Genomic DNA, 22,874 nt, shown 5'->3' on the forward strand with positions numbered 1-22,874 from the left:
CTCGCAGGGCTTCACGCTCGACGGCCAGGGACGCAAGATGTCCAAGTCCCTCGGCAACGTCATCGACCCGAACAAGGAATGCGACACCCGCGGCGCTGACGTCATGCGCCTGTGGGTCTCTTCCGTCGATACTTCCAACGACGTGACCTGCGACGGCGAGATCCTCTCCCACGTCGGCGAGGCGTATCGCAAGATTCGCAACACGCTTCGCTTCCTGCTTGGCGAGATCGAGGGCCGCTTCGACCCTGCGACCGACGCGGTGGCGGTGGACGATCTTGCGGGCTACGACAAGCTCGCGCTTGCCCGCCTGTGCCAGGTGCACGAGATCGTGACGGAAGCCTACGAGGGCTATCGCTTCAACGTGGTGTACCGCAACCTCTACGATTACGTGACCGAGCTTTCCAACGGTTACTTGAACGCCACCAAAGACCGCGTCTACTGCGGCCAGGCTGACGGCCAGGAACGTCGCAGCGCTCTTACCGTGTGGGCTCAGATTCTCTCGATGCTCGTGCACGACCTGCAGCCGATTCTCGTGTTCACCTGTGACGAGGTTATGGCGTTTTTGCCCGAGTCGATTCGCGACGGCCAGACCCGCGCTGCTCTGCTCGACTGGTACGAGGCTCCTTGGTCTGCGGAGGAAGCCTCCGCGCTGCTGTCCGCTTACAACCAGCTCGCAACGGCGCGCGACGTCTTCACCAAGGCTTTTGAGGAAGCGAAGGAAGCGGGCGTCGTGACGGAGGGCACGAGCCAGGCAGCTTCCGCCACGCTCACCCTTCCCGCCGATGTCGCCGCCGCTTTGGCCGATGTCGACCTCGCCGAGGTCTTCGTCTGCGCGGCGGTGGAAGTCGTCTCGGGCGAGGGCTTCTCCTGTGCTGTCGCTCCTGCGGTAGGCGAGAAGTGCCCGCGCTGCTGGAACGTGCGCGAGCTCGGTGGCAACGCCCATCATCCGCATGTCTGCGAGCGCTGCGGCGACGTGCTCGACTCGATCGGCTTTTCCGAGGAGGACTAGCGCTTGAGCGCCGACAAAGATTTCGAGAACGGGCGGACCGTGCGCGCAGTTGCGCGGCGGTTCGCCGTGTTTATCCCCATCGTGGTGGTGTGGCTTGTCCTCGACCAAGCCTCGAAGCTGTTCTTCAACGCCTCATACCATGCGGGGCAGGTGATTTCCGACCCGATTCTCGGCATATTCCGCTTCCATCTCGTTTACAACACGGGCGGTGCCTGGAGCATCTTCTCGGGCGCCACCTGGGCGCTCGGCGCGTTCTCGCTCGTGGTCTGCATCGCGCTCACGGCGTATCTCGCGCTCACCCCGCAGCGCCCGAACGCAGGTGAGCTCATCGGGATCTCGCTTGTCGTCGCGGGCGGCATCGGCAACGCAATCGACCGCTTCACGCTCGGCTTCGTCGTTGATTTCATCGAGCCGACGTTTATCGATTTTCCTATCTTCAACGTTGCGGACATCGGTGTGACCTGCGGAATCATATTGTTTATCGTGTCGCTTCTCATCCATGAACGCACCGAGGCGAAGCGCGCGGTGTGCGGGAGCGAAAATGGGGGTGGTGAATAGATGGCGCGCATGCTGAGTTATTCCGCCACGGCGCTCGATGCGGGGGAGCGGCTCGACTCGCTGCTCGCCGCGCGTTCGTGCTTTGCGAGCCGCAGCGCGGCCGCGCGGGCGATCGAGTCGGGCAACGTCTTCGTGAACGGGGCCAACGTTGCCAAGAAGTACGCAGTCGCTGCAGGCGACATGATCGTGTACCAGGAAGAGGAAGAGCTCGAGGCGGGCCCGGTAACAGGACAGCCAATCGACCTTGACATCCGCTTCGAGGACGACGACCTTATCGTGCTGTCCAAGCAGGTCGGGCTCGTGTGCCATCCGTCCGTCGACCACGCCGATGGGACGCTCGTGAACGCGCTCATCTACCATTGTGGGGTCGACCACCTCTGCAACGTGCAGGGCGAGGACGATCGCCTCGGCATCGTGCACCGGCTCGATCGCGACACGTCGGGGCTTATGCTCGCCGCGAAGACCGATGCGGCTGGTTATGCCCTTATGGAGGATATCCGCGATCGCGCGGTCGATCGCCATTACCTCGCGCTCGTTCACGGCGTGATCGCACCGGACACGGGTATGATCGACGCGCCGATCGCTCGAAGCGCCAACGAGCGAACGCGCATGGCCGTGCGCGATGTGCCGTCCGCCCGCGACGCCGTTACCACGTTCCGCGTGCTCGAGCGCTTCGAACCGCGCCAGCACGACGATGGCTACACGCTGATCGATTGCAAGCTGTTCACGGGGCGCACACACCAGATTCGCGTCCATATGCAGTACGCGAAGCACCCGCTTGTGGGCGATCCCGTCTACACGGCGAACGGGCCGAAGGATGCGCGCGCCCAGCTCGGGCTCAAGCGACAGTTCCTTCATTCGTTTAGGCTTCGCTTCACCCATCCCGAGACAGCCGAGGAACTCACGTTTGCTGATAATTTGCCGAATGACTTGGTCAAAGCACTCCATGGCTTAGCTGATCGCAGTCGCGGCTTGACCGACGCGGGGCGCGAAGTCGCCGAACTATTGGCGGATGCGCCTCACCCTTCGATTGAGGGCGAGCTGCCAGAATAGGAAGTGATGAACTGTGGCGTTGCATGGCAAAGAGAAAGTTGGCGTGCTTCTCGTGAACACCGGGACGCCGTCGGCGCCTGAGCCGAAGGCCGTCAAGCGCTACCTAGCACAATTTCTCATGGACAAGCACATCGCGCCCATGACCCGTTTCATCTGGTGGTTCATCCTCCATTTTGCCATCCTGCCGAAGCGAAGCGTCGCATCGGCGGAGAAGTACCGACGGATTTGGACGCCCGAGGGGTCGCCTTTGCTCGTGACGCACAAGGCGCTCGCCGCGGCGCTTGAGGCGCGCCTTGAAAGCGAGGGCTTTGATGCCCCCGTCCGCATCGCGATGAGCTACGGTGAGCCGCCCATTAAGAAGGCTCTCCGCGATTTTTGCGAGCTCGAATGCGACCGCATCGTCGTTCTGCCGCTCTATCCGCAGACCGCGCACAGCACGACGCTCTCCGTGAAAGACGGGGTGGCTCGCGCGGTGCGCCGTGCGCACTGGAAGGGCGACACGACGGTCGTGGAGGGATACGCCGAGCATCCGAGCTATATCCGCGCGCTTGCCGCCTCGATCGAACATGCCGGGTTCGGCCGGCAGCCAGGCGACCGCCTCGTGTTCTCGTTCCACTCCATCCCGCTTGTCGATATCGAAGACGGGGACACCTACGAGTTGCAAACGGGTTCCACGAGCTTGCATGTCGCCGATGAGCTGGGCCTCGATCGTAAAACGTGGACGATAAGCTATCATTGCCGCTTCGACAATGCGCGCACGTGGCTGTCTCCCTTCACGAAGGACACGCTCGCTCGCCTGGCCGAAGTCGACGATGGGCGCACGTTTATCGTCTGCCCCGGGTTTTCCGTCGATTGCCTGGAGACGCGCTTCGACGTGGAAATCGAGTTCGGGGACTTGTATCGCGAGAGCTTGCGCGCGGCGGGCCATCCGGCGGACGACTCCCGCTTCGTGTACGTCCCTTGCTTGAACCGGAGCCGCGCGCACGTGCGGGCTCTCTGCGATGTGTTGAGGCCATATCTTGGGGAAGGAGAGCGACATCATGAGTGATACCTGCCAAGCGAAGACATACGATAGGAAAACCGAAAACGCCGCAGCGCCGTTGGTGCTCCTCGGTGTCACGGGATGCATCGCCGCCTACAAATCCTGCGAGGTTTTGCGCGGGCTTCAGAAGGCCGGCGTGCGTGTGAAAGTCGTGATGACGAAGAATGCCTGCGAGTTCGTCGGGCCGACCACCTTCCGCGCCCTGACGCACGAGCCTGTCGCCATCGATACCTTCGGTGACGGTCCGGGGGACCCGATCCATCACGTCTCGCTTGCCGAGGAGTGCGATTTATTCCTTATCGCCCCTTGCACGGCCAATGTGCTTGCAAAGATGGCGGCGGGAATCGCCGATGACCTGCTTTCGACGACCGCGCTTGCCTGCACGGCGCCGATCGCCGTGGCGCCCGCGATGAACGTGCACATGTACGAGGCTGTGGCGACGCGGCACAACATGCAGGTGCTCGCCTCGCGAGGGGTGCACTTCATCGAGCCCAGCGAAGGCTATCTCGCCTGCGGAGACGTTGGTCGTGGCCGCCTGGCCGACCCTGTCGACATCGTCGCGAGCGTTCTTGGTATGCTCGGGCGCGAAAAGGATTTGGAGGGGAGGCACGTCGTTGTGACAGCCGGCCCTACCGTCGAGCCGATCGACGCCGTGCGGTTCATCTCGAATCCCTCGACGGGCAAGATGGGCTTCGCGATTGCCGAGTCCGCCGTTGAGCGCGGCGCCGAGGTCACGCTTGTCACGGGTCCTGTTTCCCTCGCGGACGTTCCTGGTGCTAAGATGGTGCGCGTTGGCACAGCCTGCGAGATGAAAACTGCCGTTGATGAGGCGTTTTCGTCTGCCGATATCGCCGTTTTCTCCGCGGCAGTGTCCGATTTCCGTCCGCGCACGGTATCCGACCGTAAGCTCAAGAAGGGCGCCGACGATGATGCGCTCGTGCATATCGAGCTTGTCGAGAACCCCGACATCCTCGCCTCGTGCGGGGCCGCGAAGCGCGAAGGCCAGGTGGTCGTGGGGTTCGCTGCCGAGACGAACGACGTCATCGGCAACGCTCGCAGCAAGCTTTCCCGCAAGAAGGCGGATTTCATCGTGGCGAACGACGTTTCGAGCGGCCGGGGCTTCGGCACCGACTCGGACGAGGTGGCTTTTGTGTCGGCTTCGGGGGAGGAACACCTTCCTGAAATGGGCAAGCGCGAACTCGCCGATCGAATTCTCGATAAAGCCTTAGAATTCTTGAAATAGGGGCTTGAAACCTTTCGAAGGTAACGGTATTATAAACAAGCTGTCTTAAGCGGACGGCAAACAAACGAATCGGGTTGTGGCGCAGTTTGGTAGCGCACTTGACTGGGGGTCAAGGGGTCGCAGGTTCAAATCCTGTCAACCCGACCAGCTTATACAAGCGGGTCAGAAGAGGTTTCTTCTAACCCGCTTTTTCTTTACTTCGCTAATTGCTACTGCAGCGATAGCCCTTTTACCGACTGATTTCGACCTGCACTCCAAAGGTGCAGGTCGAATAGCCTCCTTTTTACTAGAGTAGACGTCACGCGAGTCTCGCGTTCGCCTTCCCCGTTTGCGCTTGGAGCAGGAAGGTCACTATTCAAGTAAAGGAGTACGCGATGGAGCTAATTGCCTCCCTCATTGTGGTGCCCGTAGTTGCGGCATTGCTGCTTCTCGTGATCAAGAACGACCGCGCGCGCGATGCGATCGCCATTGCCTTCGCCGCGCTCATCGCGGTGCTCTCGATCGCGTTTGCGGTGGTGTTCGCAGGCCCCGGTACCTATGAGTTCGCCCTGCCCGCCGAATGGGGGCATCCGCTTTCCCTGGTGAACCTTGCCATCGATCTCACTGTCGCCATCTTCGTCGTATGCTATGCAGTCCGTTACAAGCGTCCGCTCGCATTGGGCTTGGCAGCACTGCAGATCGTCGTGGCACTATGGTTCGAGTTCGCTGTTCAGGCAGGGGCCGAGTTCTCCACGACGATGCGCGTCGATGCGCTCGGCGTGATTATGGTGCTTATCATCGGCATCGTTGGCTCGGGTATATGCGTCTACGCGCTGGGCTACATGAAGGATTTCCAAGCTCACGAACTGCATGAGAACCCCCAGACACGCGATCGTCGCCCGTGGTTTTTCGCCATTATGTTCGCGTTCCTTTCCGCCATGTTCAATATCGTGCTTGTTGACAACATGGCGTGGATGTACACGGCTTGGGAGGTCACCACTCTGTGCTCCTTCCTGCTCATCGGCTTTACGAAGTCCGAAGAGGCTATCAACAATGCGTTCCGCCAGATCGTGATGAATCTACTTGGTGGCGTTGCGTTCCAGCTCTCTCTCGTCTATCTGGGCGTTTTCGGCCTGCCGCTTTCGTTCTCGATGTTCGTCGAGCTCGGTGCCGCCTTCCCTGCGCTCGTCATGCTCCCAGTCACCTTGCTCGCGTTCGCGGGCATCACGAAGGCGGCGCAGATGCCCTTCCATACGTGGCTCCTCGGCGCGATGGTGGCTCCGACGCCGACCTCTGCGCTTCTGCACTCATCGACCATGGTCAAAGCGGGCGTGTTCCTGCTCGTGAAGCTCTCGCCGATCTTCGCGGTGAGCTTGGTGCCCTCCGTGATGGTGGTGCTCGTCGGTGGCCTCACGTTCGCGCTGTGCTCGTTCATGGCTATCTCGCAGAGCAATGCCAAGCGCGTGCTCGCGTATTCCACCATTGCGAACCTCGGCCTCATCACCGCATGCGCGGGCGTGGGAACCCCCGAGGCCGTTTGGGCGGCAATCCTACTTATTATCTTCCATGCGGTTGCGAAGAGCCTGCTGTTCCTGTGCGTCGGCACCGCCGAGCACCATATCGGCAGCCGCAACATCGAGGACATGGATCTGCTCTTCGAACGCATGCCTCGCCTTGCCCGTTTCATGATGCTCGGCATCATGTGCATGTTCGTGGCGCCTTTCGGCATGCTTATCGCGAAGTGGGCGACGCTCGTGTCGTTCGTCGAAACGGGCAACGTCGCGCTCATCATCCTGCTTGCATTCGGTTCCGCCGCGACGTTCATGTTCTGGGCGAAGTGGCTCGGCAAGCTCTCGGGAATCGCGGGCGAGCCGCAAAACGTCGAGCTTTCTGTGCATAAATCCGAGTGGGCGGCGCTGCTGTTGATGGCGGGGCTGGTATGCGTGACGTGTGTTCTGCTCCCAGTCATGTCGTCGGGGCTCGTCGTTCCCTATATCCAGACCGCGTTCCACTACGGTGGGCAGGACATTTCCGACGGGAACCTTTGGATTGCTGCGATCTGCGCGGTGCTCGTCATCCTCATGCTCTTCGCGGGGCTTGGCCGTTCCTCGAAGCAGAAGAAGGTTGACGTCTACCTCGCGGGTGCTTCGGCGGACAACGCGGCGCGCACGTTCCGCGGCTCTCTTTCCGCTCCGGTTGAGGCTACGTCGCGCAATATGTACCTCGACGGCGTCTTCGGCGAGGCTCGCATCGCCCCGATCGGGTCGGGCGCATGCATCGTGATCATGGTTGCGGCGATTGCTTGGGCGGCTGCTATGCTGCCTGGCTTGTTGTAGGAAGGCGAGGCTTCTCATGACGATCATCGTTACGGTTATCGGCATCATCGCATTTGCGATTGCGGGCCCTATCATCGGCTGTTTGCTCGCAGGACTCGACCGCATCATCTCCGCGCGCATGCAGGGACGCGTCGGGCCGCCGCTTCTGCAGCCCTATTACGACGTGCGCAAGCTTTTCTCCAAGGAAAACGCTTCCGTGAACACGTCCGAGCACGCCTACATCCTGTTCGCGTTCATCTTCACCCTGGTGGCGGGCGGCGTGTTCTTCTCGGGCGGCAACCTGCTTCTGAGCGTGTTCCTCGTAACGCTTTCCTCGCTGCTCTTCATCGTGGCTGCCTATTCGTCGCGCTCGCCGTACTCTGAAGTGGGTGCCGCGCGAGAGACGCTGCAGGCGATGGCGTACGAGCCTATGCTCTATCTCATGTGCGTCGCGTTCTTCATGGCGTCGGGGTGGTTCGACGTGGCGGGCGTCTTCTTCCTCGATGCTCCCGCGATTACGACGGCATGGCTCGCGTTCCTCGGCTTCTTGTTCGTGCTCACGATCAAGCTGCGCAAGTCGCCTTTCGATATCTCCATGTCGCATCATGCGCACCAGGAAATCGTTCGCGGCGTCACGACCGAGATGAGCGGCCCTACGCTCGGCTTGGTGGAAGTGATGCACTGGTGCGAGAACGTGCTGTTCATGGGTTGGGTCGCGATGTTCTTCGTCTGGTCGAACCCGTTCTCGATTATCCTTGCGATCGTTGTCGTTCTCGCGGTGTACTTCCTCGAGATCTGGATCGATAACAACTTCGCCCGCGTGAAGTGGCAGCTCATGCTGAAGTCCGCATGGCTTGTCGCGCTCGTCGCCGGCGGCTTGAACGTGGCCGTTCTGGCCTACCTGTAAGGAGGCTCACTTATGGCTTACAACTCGAAATCACCTTGGGTCATCCACTACGATGCCTCAAGCTGCAACGGCTGCGACATCGAGGTGCTCGCGGCGCTCTGCCCGGGCTTCGATGTCGAGCGCTTCGGCATCATCAACACCGGCAACCCCAAGCATGCCGACATTTTCCTCGTCACCGGTAGCGTAAACGAGCAGAACATCAAAGTCGTGCAGGAGATTTACGACCAGATGCTCGAGCCGAAGGCGGTCGTTGCCTGCGGCATCTGCGCGTGCTCGGGCGGTGTCTTCCACGACTGCTACAACGTGCTCGGCGGCGTTGACAAGGCAATCCCCGTCGACGTGTACGTGCCAGGCTGTGCCGTCCGCCCCGAGGCGATCATCGATGGCGTCGTGCAGGCGATCGGCATCCTCGACGAGAAGGCGAAGGCTATGGCGCAACAGAAGAAGGGAGCGTAGGACCTATGGAATTCTCCTCCGAGTTCATTCCGCTTAAGCTGGCAGACGTGCCAGCGCTCTCCGACCGTATGAAAAGCGAGCACGCGCGCTTCGTTCAGATCCTCGCGGTGAACACCGACGCAGGCGTCGATCTGGTGTACTCGTTCATGATGGACGGCGGCACGCTTTGCAACTACGAGGTCAAGGGCGTAAAGAAGACCGACGTCGTGCCCTCCATCACCGGCAACTTCCTTGCAGCGTTCGTGTTCGAGAATGAAATCCACGACCTGTTCGGCGTGACGATCGAGGGAATCGCCATCGACTTCGGCGGCAAGTTCTACCAGCTTGCGCAATCCGAGCCGATGACTATTATCTCTCCTGCTCAGAAGGCTGCTCGCGAGAAGGCCGCCAAGGCTGCGGAAGCAAAGCGCGCCCGCGCTGCGAAGGTGGCCGAGACCGAGTACGCAGCCGATCACCCCGATGCCATGAAGCAGATGAAGCAGAAGGTCTCAGGTATCGACCCTGCGCAGATGGCCGATTTCGAGGAACGCTTCGCGGGCACCGACCCCGAGAAGCTCGCGCGCATCAAGGCGGCGTTCGCGGCGAAGGCGGCAAAGGCTGCCGAGGTGGAGCAGTCCCGCGAGAGCAAGCGCGCCACCCGCGCGGCGGAGCTTGAGAACCTCGATCCCGAAAAGGCCGCCAAGGTCCGCGCGGCCCTCGAGCGCAAGAAGAAGGCCGCCGAGGCGAAGCGCGCCGTGGGCTCCACCAACGTCGAGCGCGACGCCGAAATCGAGGCCAAGCTCGCACAGCTCGACCCCGAGCGTGCGGCTAAGGTCCGTGCTGCCCTCGATGCGAAGGCACGCCAGGAAACCGCCGAGCGTGCGGCGAATACCGGAAAGGATGGTGAATAGCGATGGGCAAGGCAACCGTCATCCCCTTCGGTCCGCAGCACCCCGTGCTCCCCGAGCCGCTTCACCTCGACCTCGTGGTTGAGGACGAGAAGGTACTCGAGGCGATTCCCCAAATCGGCTTCGTCCATCGTGGCCTCGAAAAGCTCGTCGAGACCCGTGATTACAACCAGTTCATCTTCATTGCGGAGCGTATCTGCGGCATCTGCGCGTTCGGCCACTCCATGGGCTACGCCGAAACGGTCGAGAGCCTTATGGGCGTCGAGATCCCCAAGCGCGCCGAGTATTTGCGCGTCATCTGGCACGAGCTCTCGCGTATCCACTCGCATATCCTGTGGCTTGGTCTTGCCGCTGACGCCTTTGGCTTCGAGAGCCTGTTCATGCATTGCTGGCGCCTGCGCGAGCGCGTCCTTGATATCTTCGAGAAGACGACGGGAGGCCGCGTCATCTTCTCGGTCGTGAAGGTCGGCGGCGTCGTGCGCGACATCGATGCGGCGCAGTTTGCCGAGATCAAGCGTGTGCTCGAGGGTATCAAGGACGACTATCGCCAGATTATGAACGCCTTCCTGAAGGATTCGTCGGTCAAGAACCGCACCGTTGGTGTGGGGCATGTGAGCCATGAGGACGCCCTCGCGCTTTCCATGGTGGGACCTTTCGCTCGCGCTTCGAACGTAAACTACGATGTGCGCATGCTCGGCCGCGGCGGTTACGCGGAGCTCGCCGACTTCCGTCCTATCCTCGACGACCAGGGCGATTGTTATGCTCGTTGCAAGGTTCGCGCGCTTGAGGTGCTCCAGTCGATTGACATCATCGAGGAGATGATCTCCAAGATTCCCGAAGGCGACATCTCGGTTGCCGTGAAGGGCTCTCCGGTTGCCGGTTCCGAGGCGTCCAACGTTGTCGAGCAGCCGCGCGGTGAGTGCTACTACTATGCCCGCGGCAACGGCACGAAGAATCTTGAGCGTATGCGCATGCGTACGCCGACCTCGCAAAACCTCGCGGGAATGACCGCGGCGCTCAAGGGCTGCGATCTGGCTGACGTGAACAACATCATCCTCACCATCGACCCCTGCATCAGCTGCACGGAAAGGTAGAAGAACATGGGTGGATTCAAACTGGGAAAGATGACGCTCGGCTCGCTGTTCAAAAAGCCCGAGACCGTGCTGTATCCTGTGGAGAAGAAGGAAACCCCCGCAGGACTTAAGGGCCATATCGTCAACGATGTCGATGTCTGCATCCTGTGCGGCATCTGCCAGCGCCGCTGCCCCTGCGCTGCCATCGTGGTGGAGAAGCCCAACCGCAAATGGACCATCGACAAGTTCCGCTGCGTCCAGTGCGGCACCTGCGTGCTCGAGTGCCCGAAGCACTGCCTGTCGATGGAGCCCGGATGGCCGGCGCCTTCGAAGAAGATGTACATTGAGACCTTCGATGTTCCTGAACATGCCAAGCCGGTGAAGAAGGTAAGCTAAGAGCAGCATTCATTTTGCCATAGTGTAAAAGGTTCCAGGAACGATATTAATCGTATGGGAGGGGTCCTTGAGGGCCCCTCTTCGTTTGTTTGTTACATTGAGTTAGCCGCTTGTTTCAATTTTGATTTTTGCGTTCATTAAGCTCTAAGCGCTTCCGAGCGTCCTATTCTTGTCCCTATTGCGTATCTGCGACATGGAGGCGATATGGCGAAGCGCACGAAAATCGTTTGCACGCTCGGTCCGTCGGTCGACAGCGAGTCGACGCTGAAAGGCCTTATCACTGCGGGCATGGACATTGCCCGATTCAACTTCTCGCACGGGAGCCACGAGGAGCATCTTGCTCGCATGGAACGACTTCGCAAGGTTCGACGCGAGCTCGATTCACCTTGCGCGATGCTGCTCGACACGAAGGGTCCCGAGATTCGCACGGGCATGCTTGCTGACCATAAACCGGTACAGCTTATGGCGGGACGTCACTTCACGTTCACCGAGCGGGAGGTGGAGGGCACGGACCGTATCGTGTCGCAAACGTGCCATGGCCTCGCTGAAGCGGTTGAGCCGGGCACCATCATTCTGGTCGATGACGGTCTTATCGAGCTCGCGGTCGACGTTGTCGAGGGGTTTGATATCCACTGCACTGTTCAGAACTCGGGCATGCTCGGCGAGCGCAAGTCCATCAATCTGCCGAGCGTGAGCGTTCCGCTGCCCGTCATGACCGATCAGGATCGCTCAGACCTGCTGTTCGGAATTGAGCAGGAGGTCGATTTCGTCGCTGCTTCGTTCATCCGCAATGCCGAGGGTGTCCGCGAGATGCGCGAGTTCTTGGATGTTAACGGCGGCGGGGATATCTCGTTCATCTCGAAGATCGAGTGCTCCGAGGCGGTTGAGAACATCGATGAAATCATCGAGGCGTCCGATGGCGTCATGATTGCGCGCGGTGACCTGGGGGTCGAGGTTCCGGCACATAAGGTACCCCATATCCAGAAAGAAATCATTCGCAAGTGCAATCGCGCGTCGAAGCCGGTCATCACTGCGACGCAGATGCTCGACTCGATGATTCGCAATCCTCGTCCAACTCGAGCGGAGGTGGGCGATGTTGCCAATGCCATCTACGACGGCACCGACGCCGTGATGCTCTCCGGCGAGACGGCATGCGGTCGCTACCCGATTCCCGCTGTGCAGATGATGGCTCGCATCGCCGAGGCTTCGGAGCCCTTTATGTTTGAAGAAAGCATGCCCGATAGAACTCGGGTGCGCGCGCGGGTTGCACTTGCCGTAGGCATCGCTGCTGTTCAAACTGCCGAAAATGTGAACGCCACCTGCATTGTCGCGCCGACGATGTCAGGTAGAACGTCCCGCCTTGTCTCCAACCTGCGTCCGCGCGTTCCCATTTACGCCGTCACCCCGTTTGAGCGGGTCATGCGCAAGCAGCAGATTCACTGGGGCGTAACGCCGATGCTCGGCGATGTGCAGGGAGACATGATTAAGGTTGTCGACAACGCCCGTCGTGCCGTGGTTTCCCACGGGCTCGTGCACGAAGGAGACATCGCGGTGATCACGGCGGGCGACAGGTCGACAAGCCCGGTTGTGACAGGTGCGGAAGAAGGCCCCGCCGCTGTTGCGGCGACCAACGTCATGTACGTCGTTCAGATTCGCGACGCTGATCAGGCGAACAAGGGCTAGAGGGGGAGAAGCGATGACTGAACAGCGTTACTACCTCGCAATCGATATCGGGGCGTCGAGCGGTCGCCATGTCCTCGGGCACGTAGAGGATGGGCGGATTGTGCTCGAAGAGATGCACCGCTTCGACAATACCCAGGTGCGCATGCGCGGGCACGACTGCTGGGATATCGACATGATTTGGGAGAACATCCTCATCGGGCTTGAGAAGTGCGCGAGCGCTGGCAAGATTCCCGTGTCGGTGGGCATCGATACCTGGGGTGTCGACTTCGTGCTGGTGGACGGCGAGGGCAATCGAGTGGGGGACGCGGTTGCGTATCGCGATTCGCGCACCCAGCAGGTTGCCGGCAAGGTCGACCGCGCTGTCGGACTCGACGCGCTCTACCGCGCGACGGGCATTCAGCGCCAGCCGTTCAACACCATCTACCAGCTTGCCGCGCTTGCAAGTGAGCATCCCGAGGAACTTTTGTCGGCAGAGCGCTTCCTTATGGTTCCCGAGTACCTCAACTACCTGCTCTCAGGCGTGATGATGAACGAGTACACGAACGCCACTACGACCAATCTGATCAATGCCCGTACCTGCACGTGGGACGATCTTGCCTTGGAAGCGGCAGGCGCTCCTGCGCGCATCTTCGGAGAGGTTGCGATGCCCGGCACGGTGCTCGGCAACCTTTCTCCCGAAGTTCGCGAGCGCGTGGGCTTCGACACGCAGGTCGTGCTTCCCGCAACGCATGACACCGGCTCGGCGTTTCTTGCCGTGCCCGCCCGAGACGACAACGCGGTTTACCTTTCGAGCGGTACGTGGAGCCTGCTTGGTGTCGAAAACGAGGGGCCAATCACCTCTGATGCGAGCCGTTTCCAGAATTTTACGAACGAGGGCGGCTATCTTAAGCGCTACCGGTTCCTCAAGAACATCATGGGACTGTGGATGATTCAGTCTATCAGGCGCGAGCTCAACGGCGTGGACTACGTCGCAGGCTCGGGCTCGGGGCGAAACCGGGCGGATAGGGAATGGGGCTTCGGCGATCTTATTGTCGCGGCCCGCGAAGCAGACGCATCGGCATGCGGTCCCTCACCTTATGTCAACGTCAACGACGATCGCTTTCTCTCGCCTGTATCGATGATCGACGAGATTCGCCAGGCGTGCCGCGAGACGGGGCAATCGGTGCCCGCTGGGGTAGGCGAGCTTATGCGTTGCGTCTACACAAGCCTGACCGGCTGCTACGCTGATTCGATTGCCGAGCTGTCCGCGCTTACCGGCCGCACGTACACCTCGATCAACATCGTCGGCGGCGGATGTCAAGACGCCTATCTCAACCAGATGACGGCTAACGCCTGCGGCCTGCCCGTGTATGCGGGCCCCATCGAAGGCACGAGCCTCGGTAATCTTGTCGTGCAGATGATCGGCGACGGACGCTACGGCAGCCTGCAAGAGGCGCGCGACGCGATTCGCGACTCGTTCGATATCGAGGTTTACCAGCCTGAATAAGAAGGCGGGCCGCAGCGTCCATATGAATTGGGATTTAAGGTCGTTTTCCCGGCCTTGGTCATAGGAAACAGACACGTAAGGAGCGCACATGAACACAGCCTACGAACTGGCGCGCGAGGCATACGCGGCAGAAGGCATCGACACCGAGGCCGTTCTCGAGAAGCTCGCGGGAAAGGCTATCTCGGTCAATTGCTGGCAAGGCGATGACGTTATGGGCTTCGACCAGAAGGACAACGCCGCATCCGGCGGCATCATGACCACGGGCAACTACCCTGGGCGCGCTCGCACGTTCGAGGAGCTCACCGCCGACTTCGAAAAGGCCTCAAGCCTCATCCCGGGCAAGAAGCGCATCAACCTCCACGCGAGCTATGCCATCTTCACCGACGAGAACCCCTGGGTCGATCGCGACCAGATCGAGTACAAGCACTTCGAGCCGTGGGTTGCGTGGGCGAAGGAGCATGGTTACGGCATCGACTTCAATCCGACGCTGTTCAGCCATCCCATGGTGAAGGAGGGTCTAACGGTCTCTTCGCCCGAGAAGGACGTCCGCGACTTCTGGATCCGCCACTGCATCGCCTGCCGCAAGATTGCAGAGCGCATTGGCGAAGAACTCGACGACATGGTGCTCAACAACTTCTGGATTCCCGACGGACTGAAAGACTACGCTGCCGACCGCTATGGCATGCGCGAGCGATTGAAGGACGCCCTTGACGAGATCTACTCCTTCAACTGCCCGCACGTGATCGACTCAGTCGAGCAAAAGGTTTTCGGCATCGGCGTTGAAGGCTTCACGACGGGCAACCAGGAGTTCTACGTTTCCTATGCGGCGAAGAAGGGCGGCAACATCGTCACGCTCATCGATGCGGGTCATTTCAACCCCATGGAAAACATCTCCGACAAGCTTTCGAGCCTGCTGCTCTTCTTCCCGTACGTGCCGCTGCACGTCACCCGCTCCATGCATTGGGATTCCGACCACGTGGTGCTCTTCGAGGACAACATCAAGGAAATCGCCTCTGAGGTTGTTCGTTGCCCAGGCGGTTGGGACAAAATCATCATTGGACTCGACTTCTTCGATGCCTCAATCAATCGTATCGGCGCATGGTGCACCGGTACGCGCGCCATGGAGAAGAGCCTGCTCTTCGAGATGTTGCAGCCGTGGGATCGCCTGAAGGAGCTTCAAGATACCTACCAGTTTTCCGAGAAGATGATCGTGACCGAGCAGTTTAAGACCATGCCATTCGGTGCGGTGTGGGACGAGTTCTGCCGCCGCGCAGATGTCCCGGTGGACGGCGAGCTGTGGGCTCCCATCAAGGCCTACGAGGATGAGGTTCTCTCTAAGCGTGCATAGTTTCGCGGTGAAAACAACGCGGCTGCGAGGTACTGGTGGCGAACGAGACCTCGCGGCCGCATGCGCCTGCAAGGTTTGCTTCGTGGGCGTTTTCCGGGTAAAGACAAGGAAAGGTATGTGAGGAATGGGTTTTTTCGATAGTGCCCAAGGCATGCTCGATAAAGGCGTGTCGGCTGCTAAAGGTGCGGTTTCGGGATTGGTTGTCGAGCAACAGGCGTTCATGAAGGGCTTTGTGCGCATGTGCGGTGACGGCTGGGAGCAGGGTTGGCATGAGCGCAATGGCGGGAATCTTACCTACCGCATGACCGACGAAGAGGTGACGGCCTGCCGCCCCTACTTCTACGAAACGCCCTCCGAGTGGGTTTCCATGGGCGTGCAGGCCGATAATCTGCGTGGAGCCTTCTTCACCACGACTGGTTCGGGGCGCTATATGCGAAACGTTCCGCTTGACCCTGCGCATAATGTGGGAATCGTCGAGATCAACGACGCGGGCGACGCGTGGCGCATCGTGTGGGGCCTTAAGGATGGCGGCAAGCCTACCTCTGAGTTCCCGTCGCATTTCATGAACCACTCCGTTCGCATGAAGGCGACCGGCGACGCTTGTCGTGTGATCTACCATGCGCACCCAGGCAACGTCATCGCGCTCACATTCGTCATGCCGCTCGACGCGCGCACCATCACGCGTGCGCTATGGAAGGCCATGACCGAGTGCATCGTGGTGTTCCCGAAGGGCGTAGGCGTCGTGCCGTGGATGGTTCCAGGCGGCGCCGACATCGCCGTCGCAACTTCCGAGCTCATGAAAACCTATGACGCGGCCATCTGGGCGCAGCACGGCTTGTTCTGCTCGGGTCCCGACTTCGACACCACCTTCGGACTTATGCACACCATCGAGAAGGCGGCTGAGATTTACGTGAAGGCGCGCCTGCTCAACGGAGGTAACGACAACTTCACGAACACGATCACCGACGACGGCCTGCGTGCCATCGCACGTGATTTCAACCTAGACATCAACGAGGATTTCTTGGACTAGCAGGTCTGGGGTCCGGAAAGAGGGACGAGCAACATCATGGCTATGTCGCAAGAGAGGAAGGGCACCATTGCGGTGTCGCTCACGAACTTCCTCGACTCCGGCTGCATCGTCGCGTCTTCGGTGGCGCTGACGGCATGGGCGGCCGCATTTGGGTTCGGGTCGATGTGGACGTCGATTTTGGGCGCGATTGGCGCGAATGCATTCGGCGCAGCGATCGGCGCGCTTATCGGTGGCTTTCTGACCGATAAATATGGCCGCACCATTATCTACAAATACAACCTACTCGTGTATGCTCTCGGCGTCGCCATCGCCATGTGCGCGGTGAACCTGCCGATGGTCGTGGTGGGTGTCGTGCTCTCCGGCCTGTCGGTCGGTGCCGGCGTGCCCGCGTCGTGGAGCTACATCTCTGAGACGTCCGCATCGACGAACCGCGCGGCAAACATCGGCATCAGCCAGTTCGCGTGGAGTTGCGGTCCTGCGATCATCTTCATCTTGTCGTTGGCTCTCTCGTTTGCGCTGCCGGGATTTGCTGCCGACGGCACAACGCTTCTGCCTGCGGGCACGTACGGTCCCTTCGACGGGCTTTTCTCCACGCGCCTTTTGTTTCTCGTTCTTCTCGTCGTGGCGCTTGTCGCGTGGAACCTGCAGCGCCAGCTGCAGGAATCGGCTGACTGGGCTGAGAAGAATCTCGCTGCCGACAAAGGCGACAGGCAGTCGTTCGGCGCGATGATGTCGAATGCTCTCAAGAACCCGATCAACGTGAAAACCATCGTGTTTCTCGTGGCTGTGTATCTGACGTGGAACCTGGCAGCTGGGACGAACGGCCAGTTCATGCCTTATCTCTATGCTGCAGCCGGTAATATCGACTCGACAGGGCAGAGCTTGCTCGGCGTGGTGCAGTGGGTGCTCGTCGCCATCTGCTCGCTCGCTATCTTCAGCAAGCTTGGCGACAAGGTTCCCCATCGCGTGCTCTTCGGCGTGTCTGCCGCGCTCGCGCTTCTGTCGTGGATCTGCATCGCGCTCTTCGGCATGGCGCTCAACAATGGCACGACCGATTCCATGGGTTGGTGCCTGTGGGCCTACGTCGTTTTGTGGGGCGTCTCGGCTGGCTTCTCCGCTCAGTGCTTCTATGCGTTGTGGGGCACCGAGCTTTTCCCCACACAGTACCGCGGCGGCGCTCAGGGCATCATGTTCTTCCTCGTGCGCGCTGCGCTCGGAATCTGGTCTTTGGTCGGCGTCGGCGCGATCATGGGCGACATCTCGGCGAATCCGGCCGGGTTCTTCCCGGCGGCTGTCATCATGTGCGCGGTGCTTCTGATCAGCCTTATCGTCGGTGTTGTCTGGTGTCCGCAGACTCAGGGCAAGACGCTCGATCAGATCACCGAGGAACGTTACGGAAAGCTGCAGTAGGAGGCTTGTCATGACAATTCGCAAAACCGCAGATGGGCGCACGATCAGTGGTTTCAAGATGAAGCTTTTCCCAGGCTTCGCCGAGGAGTACGAGCGCCGTCACAACGAGCTGTGGCCCGAGATGGCGGACATGCTCCACGAGTATGGCGGGCATAATTACTCCATCTTTATCGACGAGGAAACGAATATTCTCTTCGGGTATATCGAGCTTGACGACCCTGAGCGCTATGCTCGGTCTGCTGAGACCGACATCTGCAAGAAATGGTGGGGGTTCATGGCCTCGGTCATGGAAACGAATCCCGACAATTCCCCAGTGAGCGTCGACCTTCCATGCGCGTTCCATCTCGATTAATGGAGCGAAATCCCCCTTGAACCTGCGAGCCTGTTCTGCAGAGTAGGCTCGCGGGGCGGGGGATTCTTGCTTTCCCGTCAAGCTTGAAGCTCGGGCGCAGGCTTGACCCGTGAAAAGCGCGTCACCTCGTTTCTGAAAACGGGTCGGCAACATCTCCGTGGGGAATCGGCGAAGTGCGCCGCTTCGGATAAGGCAGGGCGCTATAATAATTTGCTGCAAATGACACGACTGACCCGCTGGGGCTTTATTTACTGGGGGCTTGGCTTATATGGCGAAGATGATAGACAAGGCCGCGAAAAACGACCTGACACCCGAGGAAGACGAGGTGCTCGACACCATCTTCACCATTCCAAACCTCATCTCGACGATTCGCCTGTGCATGGTCCCATGCTTCATCGTTCTGCTTTTGACCGGCTATGACATTCTTGCAACGGTCCTTTTCGCCGTGGCGGCGGGAACCGACTGGATCGACGGACAGATCGCTCGTCGTACGCACACGGTCTCGAAGCTCGGTCGTCTGCTCGATCCTGCCGTCGATCGCATCCTCATGATCTCTGGTGTTGTGTGCCTGCTCGCTGTCGGACGCCTGCCGCTGTGGATCGTCGTCTTGGTTCTTGGACGCGACCTGCTGCTTCTCATCGGCGGGGCGTACCTTCTCAAGAGGTGGCGCATCCGCGTGGCGGTGATTTATCCCGGCAAGGTGGCGACGACGTTTTTGTTCGTCGGTTTCGCGGCGCTCCTTCTCAATTGGCCTGTCCTTGTAGGCATGGGGGTCGTGTCTTTCTCGTGGCTTCCCGGCTTCTCCTCGGACCCCTATTCGTGGGGTATCTGGTTTGTCTATGCAGGCCTTATCGTCGGCGCGTTCACGACGATCTATTACGTCGCGGCGGGGGCGTTCAAGCTTTCCGCTGCGAAGCGTGAAATGCGTGCCGAATAACGCTTTCAGGCGCAGGAAATCTAGTTTTGCCGCCCTTTTCCTATGACGGGGTGGGCACAAACGCTACACTGTACGAGTTAACCCTAGCTATCGGGTCAAATTTTGCATCCAATAGCTTGGTGACGTGGGCAAGGGCGTGCATGCGCCAGGTAAGACAAGGAAGGACTTGAGGTGTATTTCCAAGAAGAAATCGAGACCATGCCGCGCGAGCAGTTGCGCGAGTTGCAGCTCGAGCGAATGAAGAAGTCGATTCGTCACGCGTATGACAACGTCGATTTCTATAAGAAGTCCTTCGCTGAGGCCGGTGTCACGCCCGACGACCTGACCTGCCTCGAGGATCTCGCAAAGTTCCCGTTCGTCGTCAAGCAGGATATGCGCGATGCCTACCCGTTCGGCTTGTTCGCCGTTCCGAAGAAAGACGTTGCCCGCATCCACGCATCCTCTGGCACCACCGGCCAGGCGACGGTCGTGGGGCATACCGCAAATGACATTAAGAACTGGGGCGACTGCTTCGCCCGCGGCATCTACATGGTAGGTGGCACCGCGGATTCGACTGTTCAGGTGTCCTACGGCTATGGCCTGTTCACGGGCGGTCTCGGCGCGCATTACGGCGCGGAGGCGGCAGGTTGCTCGGTTATCCCGACCTCTTCGGGCAACACGAAGCGCCAAATCCAGATGATGGTCGACCTCGGCACCGATATCCTGTGCTGCACGCCGTCCTATGCGCTCTACTTGGCCGACACGGCTATCAGCATGGGCTATAACCCTGCAAAGGACTTCAAGCTCTCCGCTGGCATTTTCGGCGCCGAGCCTGCTTCCGAGAACATGCGCCAGGAGATTCGCGACAAGCTCGGCATCCGCTACTGTGACGTGTATGGCCTCTCCGAGGTAATGGGCCCCGGCGTTGCGATGGAGTGCCCCGAGTCCCATGGCCTGCACCTGGCGGAAGACCACTTCTTTGCCGAGATCATCGATCCCGAGACGCTCCAGCCGGTGCCCGACGGAACCTATGGCGAGCTTGTGTTCACCACGCTCACGCGCGAGTGCTGCCCGCTTGTTCGCTACCGTACCCGCGATATCACCCGCATCATCAATGAGGAGTGCGCATGCGGGCGCACCCACCGCAAGATCGATCGCATCATCGGCCGCTCCGATGATATGATGATTATCCGCGGCGTGAACGTGTTCCCGTCGCAGATCGAGCAGATCATCACCGGCTTCGACGAGATCACGGCGCACTACCAGATCGTGCTCACCGACAACGGCCCGCTCGACAAGGTCACGCTGAACGTCGAGACCGTGCCCGAGTTCCCGATCGATGAGATCCGCAAGCTCGAGGACTTGAAGGCGCGCCTTGGTGCCGAGCTCAAGAGCAACCTGCAGATCAAGGTCGACATCAAGATCGTCGAGCCGAAGTCCATCGAGCGCAGCGAAGGCAAGGCTAAGCGCGTCATCGACTTGAGAGAAGGGAAGCACTAATGATTTCTCAGCTGACTGTTTTCCTGGAGAACGACAAGGGCCGTCTCGCCGCTGCATGCCGCGTGCTGAGTGATGCGGGCGTGAACCTGCATGCCCTAAACCTTGCTGACACGGCAGACTTCGGCGTCGCCCGCGTGCTTGCCGATACGCCCAACGCCGCCGCCGAGGCGCTTCGCGCTGCCGGTTATCGCGCGATGGTCACCCCGGTTCTCGCCGTTCGCGTTCCCAACGTGAAGGGCGGGCTTGCGACGCTGCTCGAGTTTTTAGACCAGCAGTCCGTCAACATCGAGTACGGCTACTGCTTCTCCGTCAATCCCGAATCAGCCATCGACGTGCTGAAGATCGGCGAGGCGGAAGGCATCGAGGCTAAGCTCGAAGAGGCCGGTTTCGTTACCGTTTCCCCAGAAGAGGTTTACCAGCTTGATTGCTAGCTCCCATCATATCGCGCGCAGCGCCCGTGCTCCCTTCGGGGTGCGGGCGCTTTCCGCGCTTTGCGCCTGTGTTCTCGCAGTCTCGCTCTCGTTTGCCCTTGTGCCCGCCACCGCTTTCGCAGGCGTCGCGAAAACCGATGTCGTTGCAGGTGAGACCGTCGAGTCGCGTGGACTTGCCGTCTCTCAGTGCCCGAGCGTCGATGCGACGTATGTCTACGTGATCGACGGCAACGGCACGGTGTACTTCGAGCGCGACCCCGACAAGCAGACGCATATTGCCTCGGTAACCAAGATCATGACGGCGATCGTTGCTTTGGAGAGCTCCCAGCTCACCGATCAGGTGACGGTGAGCGCTGAGGCAGCCTCCATCGGCGAGTCCTCGGCATCGCTCAAGGAGGGCGACGTGCTTTCGATGGAGGACGCCATCAAGGCGCTTCTCACCTCGTCGGGCAACGACGCGGCTATTGCCATCGCGGATACCGTGGGCGCGAAGCTCGGCGGCGATGGCGGCGCTCAGGCTGCGTTCGTCTCCGCGATGAACGCCAAGGCGGCGGCTCTTGGATGCACGAACACGCTGTTCGCGAACCCCCATGGGCTCGACTTTAACCAGTATGCGGGCGATATGCACAGCACGGCCCGCGATGTGGCAACGATGTCCGCCTACGCGATGAAGAGCCAGACGTTCCGCGACATTGTCTCCAAGGACAAGGCGACGATCACCGTCACGCGAGCCGGGGTCGCAACCCCGCTTGAGCTTGAGTCGACCGACGAGCTCATCGGCGTCTACGAGGGCGCTTGCGGTATCAAGACGGGATTCACCTCCCTTGCCGGGGAATGTTTCGCGGGTGCTTGCAACCGCGATGGGCTCGACCTCTATGCGATTGTGCTCAACTCCTCAAGCGAGCAGCAGCGCTTCACCGACGCGAAAACGCTTTTCGACTGGGTGTACTCGAACAGCATGAGCTATCCGTACGCCCATGCAAGCGAGACGGTCACAATGACGTGGGGCACTTCCACTAAAGATGTTCCTGTGGTCGCGGAGGTCGCGCATGCAGACTGGCCCGACAAGACGATCAAAGCGACGTTTTCAGAACCCGACGGCGCGCTTGATGTGTTCTCCCTCAAAGGCAATGTGAGCTGTACAATGGAGTTCAACACGGTGAGCGGGAACGTTCGCGAGGGCGACAAGGTGGGCACGGCGGTCTTCAAGCAGCATAACGAGACGCTTGCCACGGTCGACCTCATTGCGTGCGAGGACGTTGCGGCGCCGAACCCCCTCGAGGCTGTGGGCATTTGGGTAAGTCGGCTGTTCTCGGGTTTCACCGGAGCTCAGAGCGTCGCCGAGTCCGTTGACTTGAACGACACCCCGCTCATCAACGACAGAACGAAGACCACGCTTTAATTCGCTAGACTTTCATAAGCAAGACGAAAGAAGGACAAGCATTATGACTGAAACATGCCCCGTTTGCGGTGCAACTCTTAGTTCGGGTGCTTCCGCGTGTCCGACCTGCGGATTCAAATTGCTCGGTGCGACGCAGAGCTTCAAGCCGTTCTCCGTCGAGGGCGGGGAAGTGCCTGCGGCGGAGCATCCGCAGCATCAGTTCGTTCTGAGGGTTGTGAAGGGCCCTCAGATCGGGATGGTCTTCAAGCTGGGCAACGCGCCAATGAGTGTGGGCCGCAGCCCGCAGTGCGACATCTTCCTAAACGATATGACGGTCTCGCGTAGCCATGCCGTGGTCGAGCCTACGGGTGATGGCTGCACGATTACCGACGACAGCTCGTTTAACGGGGTGTGGGTCA

Annotated in this window: 22 protein-coding genes and 1 tRNA gene; all 23 read left to right on the top strand. The window is 60.2% G+C overall.

Annotation, left to right across the window (positions count from 1 at the left end; translation table 11 throughout):
- On the top strand, nt 1-1,009 hold a 1,009-nt coding region (locus tag Q0G18_RS05115), incomplete at its 5' end, for a class I tRNA ligase family protein (RefSeq protein WP_297150268.1).
- A gap of 3 nt (nt 1,010-1,012) precedes the next feature.
- Entirely contained in the window at nt 1,013-1,567 is a 555-nt protein-coding gene (gene lspA / locus Q0G18_RS05120; RefSeq protein WP_297150271.1) for a signal peptidase II, read from the top strand.
- The gene (locus Q0G18_RS05125) at nt 1,568-2,620 is read left to right on the top strand and encodes an RluA family pseudouridine synthase (protein ID WP_297150274.1); all 1,053 of its coding nucleotides are present in this window, start codon (nt 1,568-1,570) and stop codon (nt 2,618-2,620) included.
- Nucleotides 2,621-2,633: 13 nt separating this feature from the next.
- Entirely contained in the window at nt 2,634-3,668 is a 1,035-nt protein-coding gene (gene hemH, locus Q0G18_RS05130) for a ferrochelatase (RefSeq protein ID WP_297150277.1), read from the top strand.
- Nucleotides 3,661-4,905: a bifunctional phosphopantothenoylcysteine decarboxylase/phosphopantothenate--cysteine ligase CoaBC gene (coaBC, locus tag Q0G18_RS05135; protein WP_297150280.1), complete on the top strand. Its 1,245-nt coding sequence runs from the start codon at nt 3,661-3,663 to the stop codon at nt 4,903-4,905. Before hemH ends, coaBC begins: the two co-directional genes overlap by 8 nt.
- 70 nt (nt 4,906-4,975) lie before the next feature.
- Nucleotides 4,976-5,052: transfer RNA gene (locus tag Q0G18_RS05140), tRNA-Pro, on the top strand.
- Between the two features lie 227 nt (nt 5,053-5,279).
- Nucleotides 5,280-7,220: a proton-conducting transporter membrane subunit gene (locus Q0G18_RS05145; protein WP_297150283.1), complete on the top strand. Its 1,941-nt coding sequence runs from the start codon at nt 5,280-5,282 to the stop codon at nt 7,218-7,220.
- 16 nt (nt 7,221-7,236) lie between these two features.
- On the top strand, nt 7,237-8,106 hold the full coding sequence (locus Q0G18_RS05150) for a complex I subunit 1 family protein (protein ID WP_297150285.1): 870 nt from the start codon (nt 7,237-7,239) through the stop codon (nt 8,104-8,106).
- 12 nt (nt 8,107-8,118) lie between these two features.
- Complete coding sequence (gene nuoB / locus Q0G18_RS05155; RefSeq protein WP_158048566.1) at nt 8,119-8,562, top strand: NADH-quinone oxidoreductase subunit NuoB; 444 nt, start codon at nt 8,119-8,121, stop codon at nt 8,560-8,562.
- Nucleotides 8,563-8,567: 5 nt separating this feature from the next.
- Entirely contained in the window at nt 8,568-9,452 is an 885-nt protein-coding gene (locus Q0G18_RS05160; RefSeq protein ID WP_297150288.1) for an NADH-quinone oxidoreductase subunit C, read from the top strand.
- A 2-nt stretch (nt 9,453-9,454) separates the two neighbouring features.
- The gene (locus tag Q0G18_RS05165; RefSeq protein WP_297150291.1) at nt 9,455-10,543 is read left to right on the top strand and encodes a nickel-dependent hydrogenase large subunit; all 1,089 of its coding nucleotides are present in this window, start codon (nt 9,455-9,457) and stop codon (nt 10,541-10,543) included.
- Nucleotides 10,544-10,549: 6 nt separating this feature from the next.
- Nucleotides 10,550-10,918 (top strand): 4Fe-4S binding protein, encoded by a 369-nt coding sequence (locus Q0G18_RS05170; protein ID WP_297150294.1) that lies wholly within the window; start codon nt 10,550-10,552, stop codon nt 10,916-10,918.
- A gap of 204 nt (nt 10,919-11,122) precedes the next feature.
- Entirely contained in the window at nt 11,123-12,601 is a 1,479-nt protein-coding gene (gene pyk / locus Q0G18_RS05175; RefSeq protein ID WP_297150297.1) for a pyruvate kinase, read from the top strand.
- Between the two features lie 13 nt (nt 12,602-12,614).
- On the top strand, nt 12,615-14,087 hold the full coding sequence (gene rhaB / locus Q0G18_RS05180) for a rhamnulokinase (RefSeq protein ID WP_297150300.1): 1,473 nt from the start codon (nt 12,615-12,617) through the stop codon (nt 14,085-14,087).
- 88 nt (nt 14,088-14,175) lie between these two features.
- Complete coding sequence (locus Q0G18_RS05185) at nt 14,176-15,435, top strand: L-rhamnose isomerase (RefSeq protein ID WP_297150303.1); 1,260 nt, start codon at nt 14,176-14,178, stop codon at nt 15,433-15,435.
- A gap of 124 nt (nt 15,436-15,559) precedes the next feature.
- Nucleotides 15,560-16,465 (top strand): rhamnulose-1-phosphate aldolase, encoded by a 906-nt coding sequence (gene rhaD, locus Q0G18_RS05190; protein ID WP_297150306.1) that lies wholly within the window; start codon nt 15,560-15,562, stop codon nt 16,463-16,465.
- 36 nt (nt 16,466-16,501) lie between these two features.
- Nucleotides 16,502-17,875: an MFS transporter gene (locus tag Q0G18_RS05195; protein WP_297150309.1), complete on the top strand. Its 1,374-nt coding sequence runs from the start codon at nt 16,502-16,504 to the stop codon at nt 17,873-17,875.
- 10 nt (nt 17,876-17,885) lie between these two features.
- Nucleotides 17,886-18,227 (top strand): L-rhamnose mutarotase, encoded by a 342-nt coding sequence (gene rhaM, locus Q0G18_RS05200; protein ID WP_297150312.1) that lies wholly within the window; start codon nt 17,886-17,888, stop codon nt 18,225-18,227.
- A gap of 268 nt (nt 18,228-18,495) precedes the next feature.
- Nucleotides 18,496-19,164 carry a CDP-alcohol phosphatidyltransferase family protein gene (locus tag Q0G18_RS05205; protein ID WP_297150317.1) on the top strand — a complete coding sequence of 223 codons (669 nt, stop codon included), beginning with the start codon at nt 18,496-18,498 and terminating at the stop codon, nt 19,162-19,164.
- Nucleotides 19,165-19,335: 171 nt separating this feature from the next.
- The gene (locus Q0G18_RS05210; protein ID WP_297150320.1) at nt 19,336-20,643 is read left to right on the top strand and encodes a phenylacetate--CoA ligase family protein; all 1,308 of its coding nucleotides are present in this window, start codon (nt 19,336-19,338) and stop codon (nt 20,641-20,643) included.
- Complete coding sequence (locus tag Q0G18_RS05215) at nt 20,643-21,074, top strand: amino acid-binding protein (RefSeq protein WP_297150323.1); 432 nt, start codon at nt 20,643-20,645, stop codon at nt 21,072-21,074. Before Q0G18_RS05210 ends, Q0G18_RS05215 begins: the two co-directional genes overlap by 1 nt.
- Nucleotides 21,064-22,476 (top strand): D-alanyl-D-alanine carboxypeptidase family protein, encoded by a 1,413-nt coding sequence (locus tag Q0G18_RS05220; RefSeq protein WP_297150327.1) that lies wholly within the window; start codon nt 21,064-21,066, stop codon nt 22,474-22,476. The genes Q0G18_RS05215 and Q0G18_RS05220 overlap by 11 nt, the downstream gene beginning before the upstream one ends.
- Nucleotides 22,477-22,519: 43 nt before the next feature.
- Nucleotides 22,520-22,874, top strand: a 355-nt coding sequence (locus Q0G18_RS05225) for an FHA domain-containing protein (protein WP_297150330.1), incomplete at its 3' end; no start/stop codon positions are given.

This window comes from uncultured Ellagibacter sp., from assembly GCF_934636505.1.
In the GTDB taxonomy this organism is placed as follows: domain Bacteria; phylum Actinomycetota; class Coriobacteriia; order Coriobacteriales; family Eggerthellaceae; genus Ellagibacter.

Coding starts and splice junctions, on each gene's coding strand:
- Q0G18_RS05205 (WP_297150317.1), top strand. CDS start 18,496: ATGGCGAAGATGATAGACAAGGCCGCGAAAAACGACCTGACACCCGAG.
- Q0G18_RS05150 (WP_297150285.1), top strand. CDS start 7,237: ATGACGATCATCGTTACGGTTATCGGCATCATCGCATTTGCGATTGCG.
- Q0G18_RS05165 (WP_297150291.1), top strand. CDS start 9,455: ATGGGCAAGGCAACCGTCATCCCCTTCGGTCCGCAGCACCCCGTGCTC.
- Q0G18_RS05160 (WP_297150288.1), top strand. CDS start 8,568: ATGGAATTCTCCTCCGAGTTCATTCCGCTTAAGCTGGCAGACGTGCCA.
- Q0G18_RS05185 (WP_297150303.1), top strand. CDS start 14,176: ATGAACACAGCCTACGAACTGGCGCGCGAGGCATACGCGGCAGAAGGC.
- Q0G18_RS05145 (WP_297150283.1), top strand. CDS start 5,280: ATGGAGCTAATTGCCTCCCTCATTGTGGTGCCCGTAGTTGCGGCATTG.
- rhaB (WP_297150300.1), top strand. CDS start 12,615: ATGACTGAACAGCGTTACTACCTCGCAATCGATATCGGGGCGTCGAGC.
- Q0G18_RS05170 (WP_297150294.1), top strand. CDS start 10,550: ATGGGTGGATTCAAACTGGGAAAGATGACGCTCGGCTCGCTGTTCAAA.
- Q0G18_RS05215 (WP_297150323.1), top strand. CDS start 20,643: ATGATTTCTCAGCTGACTGTTTTCCTGGAGAACGACAAGGGCCGTCTC.
- nuoB (WP_158048566.1), top strand. CDS start 8,119: ATGGCTTACAACTCGAAATCACCTTGGGTCATCCACTACGATGCCTCA.
- Q0G18_RS05195 (WP_297150309.1), top strand. CDS start 16,502: ATGGCTATGTCGCAAGAGAGGAAGGGCACCATTGCGGTGTCGCTCACG.
- pyk (WP_297150297.1), top strand. CDS start 11,123: ATGGCGAAGCGCACGAAAATCGTTTGCACGCTCGGTCCGTCGGTCGAC.
- Q0G18_RS05125 (WP_297150274.1), top strand. CDS start 1,568: ATGGCGCGCATGCTGAGTTATTCCGCCACGGCGCTCGATGCGGGGGAG.
- coaBC (WP_297150280.1), top strand. CDS start 3,661: ATGAGTGATACCTGCCAAGCGAAGACATACGATAGGAAAACCGAAAAC.
- rhaM (WP_297150312.1), top strand. CDS start 17,886: ATGACAATTCGCAAAACCGCAGATGGGCGCACGATCAGTGGTTTCAAG.
- rhaD (WP_297150306.1), top strand. CDS start 15,560: ATGGGTTTTTTCGATAGTGCCCAAGGCATGCTCGATAAAGGCGTGTCG.